Genomic DNA, 19,968 nt, shown 5'->3' with positions numbered 1-19,968 from the left:
AGGTGAACATGGAGGAACAGCAATCCACTCCCCCGACGCTGCACGTCGAGGACGCCATTGCGACGATTCGTCTTAATCGGCCAGCCCAGGCCAACCGCATCGAACCAGAAGACCAACAGACCCTGATTGAGCACTGCCAACTGTTGGCCAAGAGTCCGCGCGTACGGGCCGTGATCCTGACAGGAACAGGCAAACATTTCAGTGCGGGCGCCGATCTCACCACCCTGCTGGAATCGACCGAGGAATCGCCGGGGACCGAGTTGGTAGTCAATCCGTTTGCAGCCATGGTCAGTGCGGTAGAACACCTGCCCCAACCCGTGATTTGCGCGCTGAACGGCGGGATTTATGGCGGCGCAACCGATCTGGCGTTGGCCTGCGATCTACGGCTTGGCACGCCCGCCGTAAAGATGTTCATGCCGGCGGCCCGATTGGGGCTGCACTACTACCTGGACGGCATGCGGCGTTATGTCTCGCGCCTTGGCTTTAACACGGCGAAACGCTTGTTTCTGTTTGCGGAAAATCTAGACGCCGAACAAATGCTGGCTACAGGGTTCATCGACCGGATCGTACCCGCAGACCAACTGCAGGATGCCGCGCGCGAAGCGGCCCTTACCGCAGCCAGTATGGCCCCGCTGGCGGTCCAGGGGATGAAGGCCGCGCTCAATGATCTCGCCCAGGAACGATTAGACCCGCAGAAATTTGCGTTACGCGAATCGCAGTGCCTGCGGTCGGACGACATTCGCGAAGGCGTCAAAGCCTGGAAGGAAAAGCGGACACCCCTTTTTGAAGGCCGTTGATCAGATTGATCAGCTTGGGCCGGACATCCACTGCATGACATGCGCCGAGCCCGCTAATAACAACCTTAGAGGAGACAAAGTAGATGAAATTCGTCCACCAAAACTTGCTGCGTTCTGCTGGAATCCTGACGATGATGCTCGCCTGCAGCGGCACTGCATTCGCCTCCAACTACCCCAACCAGCCCATTCGGCTCCTGCTTGGCTATACCCCCGGGGGAGCCGCTGACGCGACAGCTCGATCTATCGCGCCCAAGCTCAGTGAAGTACTCGGGCAGCCTGTCGTCATCGAATACAAGGCCGGCGCAGGCGGAGGCATTGCCGCCGAAGCCGCAGCGAGGGCTACGCCGGACGGATACACACTGCATCTGATCGATTCCGGCGCCATGGTCATTTTGCCGAATATCCGCAAAATCAACTTCGATCCGCTCACTTCCTTCACGCCCATCGGCATGGCGGCAGATAGTGGCTTGGTACTGGTCGCACATCCGTCCTTGCCTGCCAAAACGCTGCCGGAACTCATCGCCCTCCTGAAGGAGAAGCCGGGTCAATACAGCTACGCCACATCGGGTGTAGGCGGCGGAGGCCACGTCGCCGGCGAACAACTGAAAATCGCAACAGGCACATCCATGCAACACGTCGCGTATCGCGGAGGCGGCCCTGCCATGGCAGACCTCATAGGCGGCCAGATATCGCTGGGCGTCTCTACGCTGGCTCCGGCCATCCCCCAAATCCGAGCCGGCACGATTCGGGCATTGGGAGTGACCTCTTTAAAACGATCATCGTCGATTCCCGACGTTCCTACGATTGCTGAACAAGGCGTCGAGGGCTTCGAAGCCCTCAATTGGTTTGCCATCGTCGGCCCCAAAGGCCTACCCGACGACGTCGTCAAAAAGGTCAATAGCGCCTTGAAAACAACGTTGGCCAGCAAGGAAGTCCAGCATGCCCTGCAAGAGCAAGGGCTGGACGCCATCGGCGGCTCGCCAGAGCAATTGATGCAGCAAATCCGCACAGATCTCGATAAGTGGAAAACCGTCGTACAAACCGCAGGTATCAAAGCAGAGTAAATAAATGTCTTCTTCCCCGCTTTCCGGCATCAAGGTGTTAGAACTCGCACAGATCATGGCAGGCCCGACCTGCGGCATGATGCTCGCGGACCTAGGCGCCGATGTCATCAAAATCGAAAAATTGCCCCACGGGGATGATTCCCGCGTCTATACCGGCGCCTCGACCAAGGCACTCCCCGCTCCCTTTGTCATGCTCAATCGCAATAAACGCGGTATGGCAATAAACCTCAAGCTGTCTGCGGGGCAGGAAATCATGCAACGCATGGCTCGCTCGAGCGACGTGTTCTTAGAGAACTATCGAAAGGGCACGATGGACAAGCTGGGTCTGAGTTGGGACACCCTGTCCGAACTCAATCCCCGCCTGATTTATTGCTCCATCTCCGGTTATGGACGTACGGGCCCCTATGCCGATAAGGGCGGCTTTGACCTCATCGCACAAGCCTTCGCAGGCCTGCTCAGCGTCACCGGCGAAAAGAACGGGCAACCCGTCAAGCCTGGGAACTCGGTCGCAGATATCAATTCCGGCGTGCTGGCTGTCGTCGGCGTTCTGGCCGCACTGCTGCATCGTGCGAATAGCGGCAAAGGACAGTACGTAGAAACCTCGCTCATCGAGTCGTCGCTACAACAAATGTATTGGTTCGCGGCGATGTATTTCCAGACGGGCCAGTCCATGGGAGCCTCGGGTTCGGCTCACCCCTTGGCAGCCCCCTACCAAGCGTTTCGTACTCAGGACAGTTGGCTCGTCCTAGGCGGAGCGAACCAAGCAAACTGGGAACGCATCGCGGATATGCTGGGTCATTCGGAATGGAAATCCGATCCGCGATTCGCAACAAACGCCGCCCGCAAACTACACGAAGACGAGCTGGCTGAAGCCATCTCAGCGGAGCTGCAGAAAGACACGACCGAATGCTGGATCACCCGCTTCGATGCTGCCGGGATCCCTGCAGGTCCCGTGCATAACGTCGCAGAGGCCCTGAATCATCCCCAAACACGCGCCCGCGATATGGTGATCGACGTCGAGCATCCCGTCGCAGGCAAAGGCAACGCGCTTGCACTACCGATAAAGTTTTCAGAAACACCTGCCGTCGTCAAACATCCGGCCCCTCTGCTAGGAGAAAACACTCGCGAAATCCTGCGTGAATTCGGCTACCAGGATGGTGATATCACAGACCTGTTGCGACAAGGCGTCGTCGGCGATCCACAATCACTCGCCGTTTGAGCATAAGAGAGACACACATTGAATCCGTTCACTTTCAACACCACGCCGTCAATCGTATTCGGTGCATATAAAGCTAAGTCTATTGCTCAATACGCCGCGCGGTTGGGGCCGCGCGTATTGATCATCACCGATCCTGGTCTGATTAAGACCGGTATCGTCGATCCTGTCGCGGCTGGTCTGAAGACCCACAATCTGGAAGTTCACTTGTTTGATCAGGTAGTGGCCGACCCTCCTGAATCACTGGTCTTACGCGCTATAGACATCGCGCGCACAACAAGAGCGACAGGCATCATTGGCTTAGGCGGCGGCTCGTCACTAGACGTGGCCAAACTGGTCGCTGCCATGTCTGCAAGCACGCAGCACATCTCTGAAATCTACGGCATCGACAATATTCGCGCATCACGTTTACCGCTCGTGTTGATCCCGACCACAGCGGGCACAGGTTCGGAAGTCACGCCCATATCGATTATCACTGTAGGTGAGCACGAGAAAAAGGGAGTAGTCTCGCCCGTCCTCTTACCGGATGTCGCCGTACTCGATCCGGTGCTGACACTCGGCCTTCCCCCTGCGGTGACCGCTGCGACCGGCGTTGACGCCATGGTGCATGCGATCGAAGCGTATGCATCCAGTCATGCGAATAACAACCCTATTTCCAAAGGCCTGGCAATTCAGGCCCTGAAGCTGCTTGTGGGCAGTATTCGGCAAGCTGTCCAGAATGGCAGCGATCTGCGAGCGCGTTCGGCCATGCTGTTGGGGTCATTGCTTGCAGGACAAGCCTTCGCCAACTCACCCGTGGCTGCCGTACATGCCCTCGCCTACCCGCTTGGTGGACATTATGGCGTCCCCCACGGCCTATCAAACGCCCTGATGCTGCCACATGTACTACGATTTAATGTCGCAACACATCCCGAGCCCTATGCAGAGCTGGTTGCTCAGCTCAACCCGGAGTTTTCAAGCGCCACCTCGTCCAAAGCCGCGATGGATTTGATTAGCCTCATCCAGCAACTGATAAATGATATTGGACTGCAGGCCCGGCTGCGCGAAATCGGGATCCCTCAAGAGGCATGCCCCATGCTCGCGAGCGAGGCCATGAAACAAACGCGACTGTTGGTCAACAACCCACGCACGGTCACCATCGAAGACGCGCAGCGCATGTATGAGACTGCTTGGTAGGATGTGCGCGTAGCACCGTCGCTACGCGACCGGCGAGCTTTTCAGATGCTGTACAAACGTTCGCGCGAGCTCGGTCTGTGGTCGCAGCGTACTCCACAGCAGATAGCTATGCACCTGAACCTCAGGCGCCAACGGCCGGCTCGTCAGCCCCGGCACAGGCAACGCCTTCAACAGACTCGACTCGACCAGCGCGACGCCTGCGCCGTGGAAGGCCAGCACAATTCCCGTCATCGATGTCGCGACCTCGACCTGTATGTTCGGGGGTGGATTGAGAAACCCGGCCAAACAACGACGCAACAACGCTTGCGGCACATAAGTAATCACTGGATAAAGAGATAGATCCTCAATAGTGATCGACTCGAGTGCAGCCAACGGATGCGTCTCAGGGAAAATACAGCTGAGCTCGGCATGCCCCATAGGCAGCGACTGCACGCCCTCGTGCTCTCCCGGTGCAAAAGCCACGCCTAGATCTATCTGTTCATTAATAAGTTTTTCTGTAATCAGGTTCGAGTCCATCGATTGCAGTGAGATGCGAACCTTTGGACGTATCTTGACGAATTCGGCGACGGCCTGCGCTAACCATGCATTGGCGATGGGCGAACTGGCTGCGATAGACAGTGACCCCTGAATGCCTTCGGCAAGGTCCTGGCTAAAGCGCTCCAACCCGGCAACCCGCCCGAAAATATCCTGCACCTCCGGCAAGAGTGCGCGAGCCTCCGGCGTTGGGACCAGTCGGCCTCCTTGACGCCGAAACAACGTGAATCCCAGGCGCTGCTCAAAGTGTTTGATCGTCGCGCTGACCGCGGGCTGCGTAACGTGTAACAATGCCGCCGCCCCCGTGATCGACCCGGACATCATGACAGCATGAAAAGCCTCTAAATGGCGCAACTGAATGCGAGCAAGCATAGCGGACCCGACGTCTCCATAAGCCGGGTTTATGACCGGCACTATTTATGTGATTGGTCACTATGTTAGAGCACTGCCTAGAATCCAGCATTCACCAGCCTCAGCAGACCGACCGCACAGCCTAGAGTGCGTTGCCGGCCTCTGCCACAAACCTGCCAGGAGTCCTCATGCCGTCAACACAGGAAACCGTCTACCGTCCCAAGCAAGAGAACCTGTATTTTCCGAAGTATCCGACATTCGACTCGATCGAGGCAGAGCGCTGGCACCGCCGTCAGCGCCTGGCTGCGGTCTGTCGGGTGTTTGCGAAATTTCGCTACGAATACGGTTTTGCCGGCCATGTCACGGTCAGAGACCCGGAACATCCCAACCTGTATTGGACCAACCCTTTTGCCATGGACTTCGGACGCGTGCGCGCCAGCGACATGATGCTGGTAGACCACGCTGGCACCGTCCTGGAAGGCACATGGGCGGTCAACCGGGCGGGCTTTGTCCTGCACTCCGCCATTCACGAAACCAACCCGGATGTGATGGCCTCATGCCATGCCCACACCACCAACGGTATGGCATGGGCCGCGCTGGGACGGCCGCTGGACCCGATCACCCAGACCGCTTGCGGATTCTACGAAGACCAGGCCCTGATTACCGAGGAAGCCGGCGCAGTGGTGGTGGAAGATGACAAGGGTCACGCCGTCGCGCACGCCTTCGGCAACGCCAAAATCGCGATCCACCAGAATCACGGTCTCTTTTCAGCGGGACGGGAAACGATCGAGGAAGCCGCCTGGTGGTTTATTGCCGCGGAGCGCGCCTGCGAAATTCAGCTCAAAGCCGAGGCCACCGGCAAACCGCTGAAAATGATCAACCGGGAAGCCGCCCTGCACTCGAAAAATCACTTGGCGACGCCCTTTATGGCCTGGCTGCACTTTCAACCCATCTACGACGCCATCGTGCGCGAACAACCTGATTGCTTGCTGTAATCACAGAGCCCGCAAAGCGGGCTCGAACAACAATAAATGACATAAAGGAGAATAACCATGGCATTCCCTATCGGCTCAACGCTGTTCGCCGCAATACTTGCCAGCGCAAGCCTCTGTACACCTGCCTGGGCAGCATGGCCCAACGATAAACCCATCGAACTCGTCGTAGGCTTCGCTGCGGGTGGAGAAACCGACGTGTTGGCACGCACGCTGGCGCCGTTTATGCAAAAGCACTTGTCGGATGCGGCGAATATCGTCATCGTCAACAAGCCGGGCGCCTCAGGTGCGATAGCGAACTCTTATGTCCAGCGTGCACCCAAGGACGGCTATACGGTAGCAATGGTCAACACGCCACCGATGAATTTCATGCCGTTGGTGCAATCCACGCCTTACAACCCAGATCAGTTTGCGTTAATCGGAAGGGTTGTCAGCGACCCTACCTTATTAGTGGTACGCGACGATAGTCCCTATACCTCGTTAAAAGATTTGGTTGCGGCAGTTAAAGCCAAACCAGAGAGCGTCTCGATTGGTCAAAATGGACTAGGCAGCAATGGCGGAGTCGCATTGAATGTTCTGATGTTGGAAAGCGGTGCATCGTTTACCGAGGTTCCGTACACGGGCACGGGCCAATCAAAAATTGCTTTGATGGGGCAACATGTGGACATGATTTTCGCGAGCCACACAGCGGTGCCAAATCCAGCCGGAGAGCAGACAAAACTGAGAATTCTGGCACAGTTCGTACAAGACCGTGCTCCCATGCTGCCGGATGTACCGACTGCAAAAGAAGAAGGCTTTGATGTTGTCGTGCCATCGGATCGTGGCCTGGCGGTGGATAAAGGCGTACCAGCCGACATGCGGAACAAGCTGCAAACCGCATTGGAAGCAGCCTTGAAAGATCCAGGTTTTCTCGACTCGGCAAAAGCTTTCTCAGCCATCATTGCCTATAAAGACGGACAAGCATGGCAAAAAGATATCGATGCTGCGAAACCGTCATTGACCCGGCTGGCAGCCGAACTCAAACGCAGCGGCCGTCTTCCTGCGCAATAGCGCACAGCGCTGTCACGCAATATACGCTGCATCGCATCATGTCCGCTTCGGCCAACACGCTCGTTATAGAAGAATATTGGCCGAAATGATGACCGACCGCGCAAGCCATTAATGGCTGAAAGAGTTGCGACAGCCAGCGGACTCCCCCACCCAACTGACGCCATTGCAAACAAGCGGGTCTCAGGAGGGACCCTGCAGGCTTACGCTATTGCACAACCCGCGACGCGCTGGCCATCCGCACACACAAATCAAAAGCGCGCTGCAAACCCTGCACGTTGGCGATGCCTTTGCCGGCAATATCAAAAGCACTGCCGCTGGCTGAAGTCGCCACCGGCACAGGCAGGCCGCCATGCAAAGTGACACCATGATCAAAGCCCATGAGCTTCATGGCGATCTGCCCTTGATCGTGGTACATACAAACCACGGCATCAAAATCGCCTCGCCGCGCGCGGATGAACACGGTGTCAGACGGATAGGGACCCGATGCAGCCAAGCCCTGCGTCGCTGCCGCGCGAACTGCTGGGCCGATGAGATCGATCTCTTCGCGGCCGATAGAGCCGCCATCTCCGGCATGAGGGTTCAGTCCACACACCGCGATACGCGGCTCGGACAATCCACTACGGCGTAATGCATCGTCAATCAGCTTGATCGCTTCGATCACGCCTTCGATACTGAGATGATCAGCCACCTCACGCAGCGGTACATGGGACGTCACGCGTGAGGTCCACAAGGCATCGGTAATATTGAATTCGCAGACGAACTCAGACACACCAAAACGCTCCTGCATATGACGAAGTTCGTCTTCAGCCTCCAGCCCGCCTAACTTCAGGGAATGTTTGTTCAGCGGAGCAAACAGAATGGCTGACGCCTGGCCTGCCGACACGAGGTCAATGGCGCGTTCCAACGCCAGAAAGGCGGCTCTGCCGGCGAGTTCCGTCGACTGGCCACGCTCGGGAAGGCGACCTCCCAAAGCATCAATCTCGAGCAATGCAACTTGGCTGGACCCCGGACGAATGTCTTTGATATCGCTGACGATCCGGGTATCGATACGAACGCCAGCCACACGTTGTGCATCCTCCCAGACGCACGCATCCCCGACGATAAACAGTGGAAAGCGATTCAAATTGTTGGGAGCCGCTAGCAATCGAGCAGCCATTTCAGGGCCGACGCCGGCGGGATCGCCGAGTAGTACAGCGAGAGGCGGAACAGCAGACATAGGATTTGCAGACATAGAATGAGGCTTTACGGTTATTGCGCTTTGAGGCCCGCGTTGGCGACGAGCTTGCCATAGCGGTTGAATTCTTCTTTATTGAACTGAGCAAACTGCTCGATGGTCATCGGACGGATTTCACCTCCCAAGGCAGCAATGCGCTCACGCGCCTCAGTCGTCTGCAGAACGGCCTGCAACTCCTGGCTCAGTTTCTGGACAATAGGCGCCGGTGTACCCGCAGTCGTATAGAGCGCATACCATATGCTCACATCGGCGTCTTTAACACCCTGCTCGGTCAAGGTCGGGACATCAGGCAACTCGGCCGCTCGGCTCTGGGCGCTGACCGCCAACGGACGCAGCTTGCCAGATCGGATCTGAGGCATTGCCGACGATGAACTGTCGAATATCATCTCGATCTGTCCGCCTATCAGGTCGATCTGAGCCTGGGCACTGCCCTTGTAGGGCACGTGATCAAGACGTAAACCGGTCGCCGCGGCAAAAGCGACGCCACTCACATGCTGGGTGCTGCCCACGCCCGACGAACCATAACGAAAAGGCTGGGGCTGCTTGCGCATGGCCTGCAACAGGTCATCGACATTTTTATAAGGCGAAGTCGCGGACACCACCAGCACGCTCGGCATGACAGCAACCAGACCGATAGGCTGCAAATCGCGTAATGGGTCATATTTCAGCTTGAGAATATGCGGTGCAATGGCTTGCGCCGTCGTCGTTGCCAGCAGCAGCGTCAGCCCATCCTTTTCCGCACGGGCAGCAATGTCGGCGGCGATGGTGTTAGACGCGCCAGGACGGTTCTCCACGACCACCGACTGATCAAAATCCTTGCCGAACCGCTCGGCCAGCAGGCGAGCCAAGATATCCGTACCGCCGCCAGGGGGAGAGCCAACCAGGATCCGTACAGGCTGCGAAGGATAGTTCTCCGCCGCAGCGACATGACAGGACCACATCGACAAAACGGCAGCGCATGCCATCGCTGCCCGGGAGAATACGTTCATGTCTGTCTCGATATCGTAATTGGTATGCCGCGCAGCTTAGCAAGCAGCGCCATTCCCAATCCAATCTCTTTTTGGCACTAAGCCATATATTTTTGTATATCATTCTGGGTATGACAGCCCTCACCGATGCCCAACTGCTGCTGCGTCTGCGCACCCGGCAACTGCTGCTGATTCGCCTGCTGGACGCGGAACGCAATCTTGGCCGCGCGGCCACCGCACTCAACATCAGCCAGCCTGCAGCGACCAAGCTACTGCAACAGGCAGAGGAAACTCTGGGCGTCAAACTTTTCCAACGAAGTGCGCGCGGTGTTCTGCCTACGACCGCTGGCGAAGTCGTCGTACGCTACGTGCGCACGCTGTTCAGCGATTTCGGCATCATGCGTGAGGAGTTGGCGGCGCTGGCCTCGGGATTAAAAGGTCACCTGCGCATTGGCAGCGTGCCCGGCGCCGTTCCATCTCTGGTCGCGCCTGCCCTGATCGAATACAAACGCCTGCACCCGAACGTGCAGGTCGGCGTCATCGAGGACACCAGCAACGTTATCGTGCATCTGCTAGAACGCGGCGAAGTCGATCTGGTTTTAGGCCGTCTCACTGACCAGCATGCAGCTGGCGACTATGACGTCAGCCCGCTATCGGAAGAAGCCTTGGTGGTCGTGGTCCGTCAAGGCCATCCCCTGCTTGGACAGAGCAGCGTCTCACTGAAGGAATTGATCTCCGCCACGTGGATCATGCAGCCGCCTGGTGCACCTCAGCGTACACGCCTGGATGCGGCGCTACGCGAGGCAGGCATCACTCGCAAACTCAATATCACCGAGACCTCATCTACGGTCTTGACGACAGCGTTACTGCAGATCTCTGAGATGGTGGCCGTGATGCCAGCCTCGCTCGCCGCACATTATGGGCGACTCGGCGCATTGCGTGCGTTGCCTCTGAACACACCAATGCGCTTGCCAGCCATCAGCCTTATTACGCCTGCGGGACGGCCGTTAAGCGCAGCGGCCGCCCATTTTGCCCCCTTGGTCAGAGCCTTGGCACAAGAGGGCAGCCTTCCATAGGATATCGGTGATTGCTCTTGCTAGATCGCACGCGTCGCGCGTTCGATGCTCTCGCTAAAGGGAATCGAGGTCGTTTCTGCCTGCGCGGACATATCGAAGCGTTCCCCTTACGACGCGTCAATGATTATGACGCGACTCACCACGTGTCTCCAAGATATTCATATAAAGCGTGGCTGGTTCCAGGCACGCGCCGCTGCCGTGCTGGCCCACGAGACTCCGATAAATCTCCTCCCACGGAGTCTTGTGCTCCAACGTGGGGGCGATCCACGCATCGCGCCTGCGGGCGAGCTCATCTTCCGGCATTATCACGTCCACCTTGCGCGATTTCAGATCAATACGAATCCTGTCGCCCGTTTTGAGTAGCGCAAGGCCACCGCCGACAGCCGCCTCCGGCGACACGTTGAGGATCGACGGACTCGCCGAAGTGCCGCTCTGCCTGCCATCACCTATTGTCGGCAATGTTTTGACACCGCGCTTCAGTAATTCGGCGGGTGGCTGCATATTAACGACTTCCGCGCCGCCCGGATAACCGACGGGCCCGCAGTTACGAATGACGAGAATGGAGCGCTCGTCGATACCTAATTCCGGATCGTCGATGTGCGCATGATAATCCTCTGGTCCCTCAAACACGATAGCCCTACCCTCGAATACGTCTGGGTTGTCTGGATTGGACAAAAACTGTTTGCGGAAAGTGGAATCAATAACGCTAATCTTCATCACGGCGCTGTCGAAAAGATTGCCGGACATGACAACGTAACCCGCCGCCTCCTTCAACGGACTGTCGAAGGCGCGAATTACTGTACGGTCCGGCACCTCGACTGCAGCCAGGTCTTCGGCCAATGTACGTCCCGTGACCGTCCTGACCTCCGTGTGGAGACGTCCGGCCAACATCAGTTCCTTCATGACCGCCGCTACACCTCCCGCGCGGTGAAACGCCTCGCCGAGAAATCGTCCGGCCGGTTGGCAGTCGACGAGTAGCGGAATCTCCGGCCCAAGGCGCTGCCAATCATCGAGCGTGTGGTTGACCCCCATGTGCCTCGCAATAGCGACAATATGAATCGGACAGTTCGACGATGCCCCGAGCGCCGCTGCGGCGACGACCGCATTCTCGAACGCGGCCTGGGTCATGATATCGGACGGCCGCAGATTTTCGGCGACCATCTCGACGATCCGCTCCCCTGTACGATACGCCATCCATCCGCGCTCCCGATAAGGCGCGGGAATCGCGGCGCACCCGGGCAGTGACATGCCAAGCGCCTCGGCGAGGGAATTCATCGACAGCGCGGTGCCCATCGTATTGCAGTGCCCCACCGACGGTGCAGACGATGCCACCATGTTCATGAAAGCGTCATAGTCGATTTCGCCCGTAGCAAACCGCTTGCGCGCATCCCACACGACGGTGCCAGAGCCCGCCAGACGCCCCTGGTACCAACCGTCGAGCATCGGTCCACCCGAAAGAACGATCGATGGAATATTCACCGTGGCCGCCGCCATCAGACAGGCCGGCGTAGTCTTGTCACAGCCGGTAGTGAGCACCACGCCGTCGATTGGATAGCCGTGCAGAATCTCGACGAGACCAAGATACGCGAGGTTGCGGTCGATCGCGGCCGTCGGGCGCTTACCGGTTTCCTGGATCGGATGTACCGGGAATTCGAGGGGAATTCCACCTGCATCGCGGATGCCGTCCCTGACGCGCTTGGCCAGGTCGAGATGATGCCTATTGCATGGCGCAAGGTCCGAACCGGTTTGCGCGATTCCGATGATCGGTTTGCCCGACTGCAGTTCGTCGCGTGTGATACCGAAGTTCATGTACCTCTCGATATACAGAGCGGTCATGCCCGGGTCGGCGGGATCGTCAAACCAGCGGCGGCTGCGCAGGCGGGGACGATTCCCCGTTGCAACCGACGGATGCTTTTCTGTCGTCATGGTACGCACGTTCCTAAAAGAGTGTCAGTCGCGCAAATTGGGGCGCGACACCTGATGCATTGATACGGTTCTTAATTGCCGAACGCTTAAGCGTGGCGTTCCGCGCTCTCGCGCTCGCCTTGCCTATCTCATTGGCCCAAGAAACTCCGTCAGCAACGGCCGACCGGCGAAGTAAGCGCTCAGGTTTTCCCGTACGAGAGCCCCCATGGCGGCGCGCGTTTCCCTCGTTGCACTCGCTTGATGGGGCTGCAGAATGACATTGTCGAGTTCGCAGAACTCCTGTGCGATATCGGGCTCATTGTGAAAGACATCAAGCGCGGCTCCAGCGATCAGGCGCTCGCGCAAGTACGTTAGCAAGATAGGTTCGTCAACGATCGCGCCCCGGCCAACATTCACTAACATTCCATCGTGTCCCAATGCGTCGAGCACAGGTTTGCCGATCAGACCGCGCGTGTCAGTATCAGCGGACGCACAGATCACGAGGAAGTCCACTTCAGCAGCCAACGCGACCACATCGTCAAAATAGCGATAGTGCACATCGTCGAAACTGCATCGATCGTGGTATGCGACTTCAAGCTTGAATGCTTCTGCTCGCCTGGCCACTGCGCGCCCCACGCGGCCGAGGCCCAGTATGCCGAGACGCTTGCCCCATACGCGCGTTGTCAGGCCGGGATTGCCCTCGGGCCAGCGCCCCTGCCTCACGTAGCTATCACACTGCGGAATACGGCGGGCGCACGCGAGCAGCAAGCCGAACGCCATGTCTGCGACATCCTCCGTCAACACATCTGGCGTGTGGGTCACGCGGATATTTCGCCGCCGTGCGTGCGCGAGGTCGATTGCGTCAAGTCCGACGCCAAAGCTGGCGATGAGCTCGAGGTCCGGGAGTAAATCCATCGTCGCTGCGTCGGCGCCGTGCTCACCGTCAGTCGCGAGCGCGCGCACACCTGGGCCGGATGTCCGAAGGAAGCTCACCTTGTCGGTTGCCTCCCACAGACGGTGCACGTTATACGTTTGTTCGAGAATCGCCATATCAGTCGGCGTATATGGCCGTACAAGAATCAAGGGTTGCTTGCTCATAAGGTCGTAGTCAGTAGAAGACGGGGGCATTTATCGTCGCTGCGCGCCGACATCGCGGAAGCGAATGTTTCGCGGTATCGCATAGGCGATGAGTAAAGCCGTTACTGCGCAGGTCAGTGCGATCGTGTAGAGACCCATTGATGCGCTGCCGGTCACCTCCTTGACCTTGCCCACCATATACGGTGCGATGAGCCCGCCGATCTGCCCGATCGAATTAATGAGCGCCACACCCGCAGCGGCCGCCGCTCCAGTCAATACGCGCGCGGGGAAAATCCAGAAAATGCCGAACGACGCGATCACGCCGGTCGCCGCGATCATCATGCCGATCACGAGAATCACCGTGTTATTCCCATACGCCGCGCTGAGCACATAGCCGATTGCCGCCGCCAATGCGCAACCCGTTAGGTGCCAGCGGCGCTCACCGGTACGGTCCGACGTCCTGCCCAGCAAGATCGTGCCAATCAATGCCACGATGTACGGCAGTGACGTAATCAGGCCGATCATGAACGGGTCGGTGGTGCCGGCTGTCTTGATCAATTGCGGCATCCAGAACAGAAAACCGTAGATGCCCATGCACAGTCCGAAATAAATGAGCGAGAACAGATACGTGATTGGCAGCTTCAGCGCCGCAGCGAACGAATGTGTACTGCCCACTTGGGAGTCGCGCGCAAGGATCTCGCTCAGGCACCGCTTCTCGTCTTGCGTGAGCCACTTCGCATCCTTGACGTGGTCGTCGAGTACCAGCAGCACGACCACGCCCAGAAAGACCGAAGGCACGCCTTCCAGCAGAAACAGCCACTGCCATCCTGGCAAGCCGTGCACACCGTCGAAGTACTTGAGAATCGCACCTGAAACCGGCCCTGCGATAATGCCGCACAGCGCGATGCTGCCGAAAAATAGATTATTGATCCGTCCACGGCGCTCGGCCGGAAACCACCGTGTGAAGTAATAGAGCACACCCGGCACGAAACCGGCTTCCAGCACACCGAGCAGGAAACGCAAAAAATAGAACATATTTTCCGAGCGCACGAACATCATCGCGGCCGAGACGATGCCCCACGTAATCATGATCCGCGCGATCCAGATGCGCGGACCGACCTTCACCAAAATGGCATTACTCGGAATTTCGAATAGTAGGTAGCCGACAAAAAAAGCACTGGCGCCGAGACCATAGGCGGCGTCGCTCAGGCCGATATCCGATTGCATCTGCAGTTTGGCGAAGCTGACATTTACCCGGTCCAAGTAAGCGACGACGAAACAGGCGAGGATTAAAGGAACAATACGCCAACTAACCTTGTTAAGAACTCTGGCCTCGTCGATCAGATTGGCAGGCTGCTCGCCTGCCACCAATGATGCTTGCATTTTGTGTCTCCAATTTGTTTTGTAGTGCTGCTTAAAACGACCCACGTCTAACGGCTACACCTGCTCGCGCTAACCACGTCCTATAAAAGGCATCGCGGTGGCCATGACGGTCATAAACTGAACGTTGGCTTCCAGCGGCAGGCTCGCCATGTAGGCGACGGAACGCGCCGCGTGCGACACATCCATCACCGGCTCAAGTGCACGTTCGCCATTCGCCTGAAGCGTGCCTGCGCCCATCTTCGCCGTCATGTGAGTCTGCGCATTGCCGAAATCGATCTGGCAAACCGCTATGCCGTATTGGCGTCCGTCCAGCGCACAGGCCTTTGTCAAGCCGTTGACTGCGTGCTTGCTTGCGGTGTAATCGGCAGAATGCAATCGTGGGACGTGCGCGGAGAGCGAGCCGTTATTGATAATGCGCCCGCCGCTAGGGGTCTGTGCGCGCATCTGCCGGAACGCGGCCTGCGTGCAAAGCAGCGTCCCCGTCACGTTAACGTCCATCAATTTCTTCCACCGATCGATGGACAATGCCTCTACCGACACCCCTTCCACACCAAGGCCCGCATTATTAAAGAGCAGGTCAAGGCGCCCGAATGTCTCCCGCGTAACGTCAAACAGTTGCTGCACCGATGCCGGATCGGACACGTCAGTGGGTACCACGATCGCACGAGCGCCGTCGCCTCCCTCCTCACAATACGCATGCACCACTTCATTGAGCGCATCCTCGCGGCGGCTAGCCAGTACAACGCACCAGCCGTCATCGAGCAACGTACGCGTAGTGGCTCGGCCGATTCCAGTGCTCGCCCCGGTCACGATTGCTACCCGGTTATGCTTCACGCCTTCTTTTGGCGTTTCTTGCTCCATGTCATACCCTCCTCTTGCTGGCATGGGCGCCAGCGCACACGAGCTAACGCTACGCAAGCTCGATCTTTCCATCGACGAGACGATTGACCTTCCACGGATTAGCCACTCTTAGCGCCTCAGGCAGCAACACCTCTGGCATGTCCTGATAGCACACCGGCCGCAGATAGCGGCGAATCGCGAGACTCCCCACCGAAGTCGAGCGTCCGTCGGCCGTGGACGGATAGGGACCGCCGTGCACCATCGCATGCGAGACTTCCACGCCCGTACCAAAGCCATTGACGAGCACCCGCCCCACACGCCGCTCCAGAACCGGCAGGAACGGCCGCACCGCCGAGTAATCCGCTTCATCAATATGCAGTGCCGCCGTCAATTGTCCTTCCAGCGATTCAATCAGTGCATGCATTGCTTGCAAATCCGGACAACGTACGATCAACGAAGCAGCGCCGAAAATCTCATCACGCAACAGGGCGTCCTCGCGAAACGCCTCGACGGTCGTCGAAAAGAGCGCTCCCTGCCCCTCATTCGCGCCAGCAGCAGGCTGCGCGCGCGCCACCGTTTGCACATGTGGGTGCGCAGAGAAGTTCGCTACGCTCTTCTCGAATGCCCGATGGATGCTCGGCGTGAGCATCGTTGCGGCCGGCGTACGAGTCAACGCTTCTGACGCCGCCACCACGAACCGTTCGAGCGCCGGCCCTTGCACCGCGAGGATCAACCCCGGGTTCGTGCAGAACTGACCGGCGCCCAGTGTCAGCGACTGCACGAATGCCTGCGCAATCTCTTCGCCGCGCTGCTCGAGCGCATGAGGAAACAGGATCACCGGATTGATGCTGCTCATTTCGGCGTATACCGGAATCGGCTCGGGACGCGCCGCGGCAACAGCCATCAGATCCGTTCCCGCCTGACGCGAACCGGTGAAACCCACAGCCTTGATGCGCGGATCGCGCACGAGGCCCTGACCGATTTCGCGACCGCTGCCGAACAGTAGCGAGAACGTCCCCTCCGGCATACCGCAGTCCTCCACGGCCTGGCGCACCGCCACGCCCACAAGTTCTGATGTGCCGGGGTGCGCCGCATGCGCCTTGACGATTACGGGACAGCCCGCCGCGAAGGCGGAAGCCGTATCGCCGCCCGCAACGGAAAAGGCGAGCGGAAAGTTACTGGCACCGAACACCGCGACCGGCCCGAGCCCAATATGGCGCATGCGCAGATTGGCGCGTGGTAGCGGCTTGCGTTCCGGCTGCGCAGGATCCATACGCACTTCGAGAAAATCGCCGGAGCGCACGACGTCCGCGAACATGCGCAATTGACCAACCGTGCGTGCACGCTCGCCTTCGATCCGTGCGCGCGGCAGCCCCGACTCCGCAACGCAGCGCTCGATGAGCCCGTCGCCCAGTGCGAGAATATTGGCGGCGATCGTATCCAGGAATTCCGCCCGGGCTTCCAGACTCGTTTCGCGAAAGAGGTCGAACGCGGACCACGCGAGCCCGCAAGCGGCATCCACGTCCTCGAGCGTGGCACCTCCGAAACCGGGCGCGAGGCGTTCGCCGCTTGCTGCGTCGAGCCCATACGACACACCGTTGGTTCCGCGCCGCGCGCTCTGGCCAATCAATAGGTTTCCTGCGATGTCCATTTCCATTTCCTCAATGGGATAAATCGAACCCCCGAATGTCAAACGTCGAGATTCACGTGCGCGCAAGCGCCGCACGTCCCGGCCATGCCCCACCTGCGCGCCTCACAGCGACGCTTCAAGCATGACGCGGTAATCCGCCGCGGACGCCTCGCGCGGATTGGTCTTGTGGCTGTGATCCTTGAGCGCGCCCGTGATGATGTCCGGAAACATCGTGGGCGTGACGCCGAGTTGCGCGAGCCCGGTGGGCAAGCCGAGCCGCTGCGTCATAGTGCGCACCGACGAAACCACTTCATTGCCATTGCTCACACCCATTGCCATTGCTAGGCGGTCAAGCTTGTTCTCGTTGCGCACGGAAGGTGCTTCCTGGTTAAAAGCGAGCACAGCCGGCAGAAAGATGGCGTTCAGCGTGCCGTGATGAAGTCGCGGATTGATGCCGCCGAGCGAATGGCTCAGGCTGTGCACGCAACCAAGGCCCTTCTGGAATGCGAGCGCACCCTGCATCGACGCGCTCATCATGTTCATGCGCGCGACGCGGTCGCCGGGCTCGCGCGCCGCGCGCTCGATATGCCGCCACGCGCGCCACAATCCGTCGAGCGCGATGCCGTCCGCAGGCGGGTTAAAAGCGGGAGCAAGGAACGTTTCGATGCAATGCGCGATGGCATCCATACCCGTTGCCGCCGTCAATGCGCTCGGCAAGCCCAGTGTCAGTTCGGGATCGCAGATCGCAACGCGCGGCACTACGAACGGCGAGATCACGCCGACTTTGCGGCCATCGTCAAGAATCAGGATCGCGCCGCGGCCCACTTCGCTACCGGTGCCGGCCGTCGNCGGCACCGCGATGACCGGCGCGGTTTTCGCGGTGATGTTTGCCACGCCGCCTTCGATCACAGCGAAGCGCTGCAGCGGACCATCGTGCGTGGCGCAAACGGCCACACCCTTGGCCAGATCAATGGAGGAACCGCCACCTACGGCGATGATGCCATCGCACTCTCCGGCCTCATAAACCGCCACGGCTTCGCGCACGGCAGCCTCGTTCGGATTCGGCGGTGTGCCGTCATAGATCGTTGCCGGCACACCGCCCGCAAGCGCCTCGAGCACGGTATCGATAATGCCCGCGGCGCGCACCCCCTTATCGGTCACAATCAATGGTCGGGATACGCCCACGCGTTCGCATTCACTCTTAAGCAAACGGACGGCACCAAAGTCGAACTGAATCTGCGTGATGTAGTTGATGAGAGACATGGCAATAAGCGTTAGTTATAATGAGTCAGTCAATGAATGCGTTGCCGCGGCGTTAGATACTGACCAGCCTAGACTTTGGCAGCGCTTTGACGCCTGAAAATGCTGCGTTGACCCAGTATAGGAAAAAGCTTATTGCGCAGTAATTGAGAAGTTCTAATACGGGTATAACTTTTCCTCAAGCCCATGATCCCCCCGCTCAATTCCATCATCTCCCGACTGCACCTGAAGCAATTGCGGCTTTTGATTGCGCTCGGCGACCACGGCTCGCTGCTCAAGGCCGCGCAGCAGGTCGCGCTCACGCAGCCAGGCGCCAGCAAGGCACTGCAGGAAATCGAAACCACCTTCGACACGCCGCTATTCAATCGCACCAACCGTGGGCTCCAACCCAACGAGACCGGACATTGCGCGATCCGTTATGCGCGCGTGATTTACACGGAGCTTTCGCATATGCGCGAGGAAATGGTGGGGATCCAGGGTGGCCGTGTGTCGGTTGGCGTCATCATGGGGGCAGTGCCGCTTCTTACTGATGCAATCACGGCGCTCAACCCGGACCTGTCGGTCGAGATAGTGGAAGACACAAGCGCAGCCCTGCTGAGTCTGATCGATGTGGGCCGACTCGATCTTGCGATCTGCCGTACGACAATCAGCCAGACGCCACAGATTTACGATTCGCTCAAGCTGCAGGACGAAACGCTCGCAGTGGTTGCCAACGTGCAGCATCCACTCAGGCGGGCGAAGCGGCTTACGCTACAGGATCTTGCGGAATATCGCTGGGTGGTCTACCGCGCGAACATGCCGATGCGCCAGCTACTCGAGCGCGAGTTCAGGGATGCCGAAATCCGCTTCCCGAGACATCTGCTCGAAACGACATCCGTGTTCGCCACCCTCGCGATTCTGCGAAGCAATCCGTCATTCGTCGCGCTCGTGTCCATCGACGTCGCGCAGTTTTTTGCCCGTCACGAGATGACCTGCATTCTTTCGCTCAATCTAACCTCACGCAGTGAGCCCTATGAACTCGTTACGCGGAAAGGCGCACCGCTCTCACACGGTGCAAGACTGCTAATGGAAGCGCTGAGCCGCGACCAAGGTGAGCGTCCGCCGAACGCATCTTGACAGCCCGCATGAGCGGGCATTTTGACTTTATGGCATTGCAGGTTGCCAGTCCCCGCATCCAGAGGTGCAGCGCGTCGGCCAGGGGTTTTGCTCGTTCCTGACGTATCCGCCTTCGAGCATCGATGTCCAGGTCCTTGAGCTGGCGTTCCACCTCATTAGAACAGCGGCTCAGAATCCGCCAGCGCGTGACCTCGAGCAAAGTAAGCGTCCGGCCATCCCATATTGACACGCCCGCATAAGCGGGCGTTGCTGTTTATGGTGTTTGCGGTTGCCAGTTATGCGGCAGTAATTGATCGATC

The 19,968-nt window shown here is 58.6% G+C and carries 17 protein-coding genes and 1 pseudogene; 8 read left to right on the top strand and 10 right to left on the bottom strand.

What is annotated here, in order from left to right; translation table 11 throughout:
• Window positions 1–8: 8 nt before the first annotated feature.
• The 4 genes from ACNA0J_RS21715 (at window position 9) to ACNA0J_RS21700 (ending at window position 4,253) form a co-directional block, all read left to right on the top strand.
• Window positions 9–797 carry an enoyl-CoA hydratase/isomerase family protein gene (locus tag ACNA0J_RS21715; protein WP_415820966.1) on the top strand — a complete coding sequence of 263 codons (789 nt, stop codon included), beginning with the start codon at window positions 9–11 and terminating at the stop codon, window positions 795–797.
• Window positions 798–880: 83 nt separating this feature from the next.
• The gene (locus tag ACNA0J_RS21710) at window positions 881–1,861 is read left to right on the top strand and encodes a Bug family tripartite tricarboxylate transporter substrate binding protein (RefSeq protein ID WP_415820965.1); all 981 of its coding nucleotides are present in this window, start codon (window positions 881–883) and stop codon (window positions 1,859–1,861) included.
• 4 nt (window positions 1,862–1,865) lie between these two features.
• Complete coding sequence (locus tag ACNA0J_RS21705; RefSeq protein WP_415820964.1) at window positions 1,866–3,080, top strand: CaiB/BaiF CoA transferase family protein; 1,215 nt, start codon at window positions 1,866–1,868, stop codon at window positions 3,078–3,080.
• Between the two features lie 18 nt (window positions 3,081–3,098).
• Window positions 3,099–4,253 carry an iron-containing alcohol dehydrogenase gene (locus tag ACNA0J_RS21700; protein WP_415820962.1) on the top strand — a complete coding sequence of 385 codons (1,155 nt, stop codon included), beginning with the start codon at window positions 3,099–3,101 and terminating at the stop codon, window positions 4,251–4,253.
• Between the two features lie 21 nt (window positions 4,254–4,274).
• Here ACNA0J_RS21700 and ACNA0J_RS21695 read toward each other — a convergent pair whose 3' ends face one another.
• Complete coding sequence (locus ACNA0J_RS21695) at window positions 4,275–5,159, bottom strand: LysR family transcriptional regulator (protein WP_415820961.1); 885 nt, start codon at window positions 5,157–5,159, stop codon at window positions 4,275–4,277.
• 167 nt (window positions 5,160–5,326) lie between these two features.
• Between ACNA0J_RS21695 and ACNA0J_RS21690 the strand changes: the two genes are divergently transcribed.
• Both ACNA0J_RS21690 and ACNA0J_RS21685 read left to right on the top strand, forming a co-directional pair.
• Window positions 5,327–6,133: a class II aldolase/adducin family protein gene (locus ACNA0J_RS21690; RefSeq protein ID WP_415820960.1), complete on the top strand. Its 807-nt coding sequence runs from the start codon at window positions 5,327–5,329 to the stop codon at window positions 6,131–6,133.
• Window positions 6,134–6,328: 195 nt separating this feature from the next.
• Window positions 6,329–7,180 (top strand): tripartite tricarboxylate transporter substrate binding protein, encoded by an 852-nt coding sequence (locus tag ACNA0J_RS21685; protein WP_415820958.1) that lies wholly within the window; start codon window positions 6,329–6,331, stop codon window positions 7,178–7,180.
• 205 nt (window positions 7,181–7,385) lie between these two features.
• Here the strand turns inward: ACNA0J_RS21685 and ACNA0J_RS21680 are convergent, their stop codons facing one another.
• Together ACNA0J_RS21680 and ACNA0J_RS21675 are read right to left on the bottom strand one after the other, a co-directional pair.
• Window positions 7,386–8,396 (bottom strand): 4-hydroxythreonine-4-phosphate dehydrogenase PdxA, encoded by a 1,011-nt coding sequence (locus ACNA0J_RS21680; protein ID WP_415820957.1) that lies wholly within the window; start codon window positions 8,394–8,396, stop codon window positions 7,386–7,388.
• 32 nt (window positions 8,397–8,428) lie between these two features.
• Entirely contained in the window at window positions 8,429–9,403 is a 975-nt protein-coding gene (locus ACNA0J_RS21675) for a Bug family tripartite tricarboxylate transporter substrate binding protein (protein WP_415820956.1), read from the bottom strand.
• Between the two features lie 110 nt (window positions 9,404–9,513).
• On the opposite strand from ACNA0J_RS21675, the gene ACNA0J_RS21670 reads away from it, so the two are divergent.
• Window positions 9,514–10,458, top strand: a complete 945-nt coding sequence (locus tag ACNA0J_RS21670) for a LysR family transcriptional regulator (RefSeq protein ID WP_415820955.1) — start codon at window positions 9,514–9,516, stop codon at window positions 10,456–10,458.
• 117 nt (window positions 10,459–10,575) lie between these two features.
• Here the strand turns inward: ACNA0J_RS21670 and ACNA0J_RS21665 are convergent, their stop codons facing one another.
• The 7 genes and pseudogenes from ACNA0J_RS21665 to ACNA0J_RS21635 all read right to left on the bottom strand — a co-directional run.
• Window positions 10,576–12,384: an IlvD/Edd family dehydratase gene (locus ACNA0J_RS21665; RefSeq protein WP_415820954.1), complete on the bottom strand. Its 1,809-nt coding sequence runs from the start codon at window positions 12,382–12,384 to the stop codon at window positions 10,576–10,578.
• 123 nt (window positions 12,385–12,507) lie between these two features.
• Window positions 12,508–13,461 carry a 2-hydroxyacid dehydrogenase gene (locus tag ACNA0J_RS21660; RefSeq protein ID WP_415820952.1) on the bottom strand — a complete coding sequence of 318 codons (954 nt, stop codon included), beginning with the start codon at window positions 13,459–13,461 and terminating at the stop codon, window positions 12,508–12,510.
• Window positions 13,462–13,491: 30 nt separating this feature from the next.
• Window positions 13,492–14,823: an MFS transporter gene (locus tag ACNA0J_RS21655; RefSeq protein ID WP_415820951.1), complete on the bottom strand. Its 1,332-nt coding sequence runs from the start codon at window positions 14,821–14,823 to the stop codon at window positions 13,492–13,494.
• Window positions 14,824–14,892: 69 nt separating this feature from the next.
• Window positions 14,893–15,684 (bottom strand): SDR family oxidoreductase, encoded by a 792-nt coding sequence (locus ACNA0J_RS21650; RefSeq protein WP_415820950.1) that lies wholly within the window; start codon window positions 15,682–15,684, stop codon window positions 14,893–14,895.
• Between the two features lie 49 nt (window positions 15,685–15,733).
• Window positions 15,734–17,314 (bottom strand): aldehyde dehydrogenase (NADP(+)), encoded by a 1,581-nt coding sequence (locus ACNA0J_RS21645; protein WP_415820949.1) that lies wholly within the window; start codon window positions 17,312–17,314, stop codon window positions 15,734–15,736.
• A gap of 102 nt (window positions 17,315–17,416) precedes the next feature.
• Window positions 17,417–18,141: pseudogene (locus ACNA0J_RS21640) on the bottom strand (dehydroquinate synthase/iron-containing alcohol dehydrogenase family protein); the annotation flags it as partial.
• 1 nt (window position 18,142) lies between these two features.
• A partial coding sequence (locus ACNA0J_RS21635) for an iron-containing alcohol dehydrogenase (RefSeq protein ID WP_415820948.1) occupies window positions 18,143–18,556 on the bottom strand: 414 nt, incomplete at its 3' end.
• Window positions 18,557–18,739: 183 nt separating this feature from the next.
• On the opposite strand from ACNA0J_RS21635, the gene ACNA0J_RS21630 reads away from it, so the two are divergent.
• Entirely contained in the window at window positions 18,740–19,669 is a 930-nt protein-coding gene (locus ACNA0J_RS21630; protein WP_415820947.1) for a LysR family transcriptional regulator, read from the top strand.
• Window positions 19,670–19,968 lie beyond the last annotated feature (299 nt).

Origin of the sequence: Bordetella tumbae (assembly GCF_965139195.1) — a bacterium.
GTDB lineage: Bacteria > Pseudomonadota > Gammaproteobacteria > Burkholderiales > Burkholderiaceae_B > Bordetella_A > Bordetella_A tumbae.
This window is presented reverse-complemented; position numbering and strand designations above follow the sequence as displayed.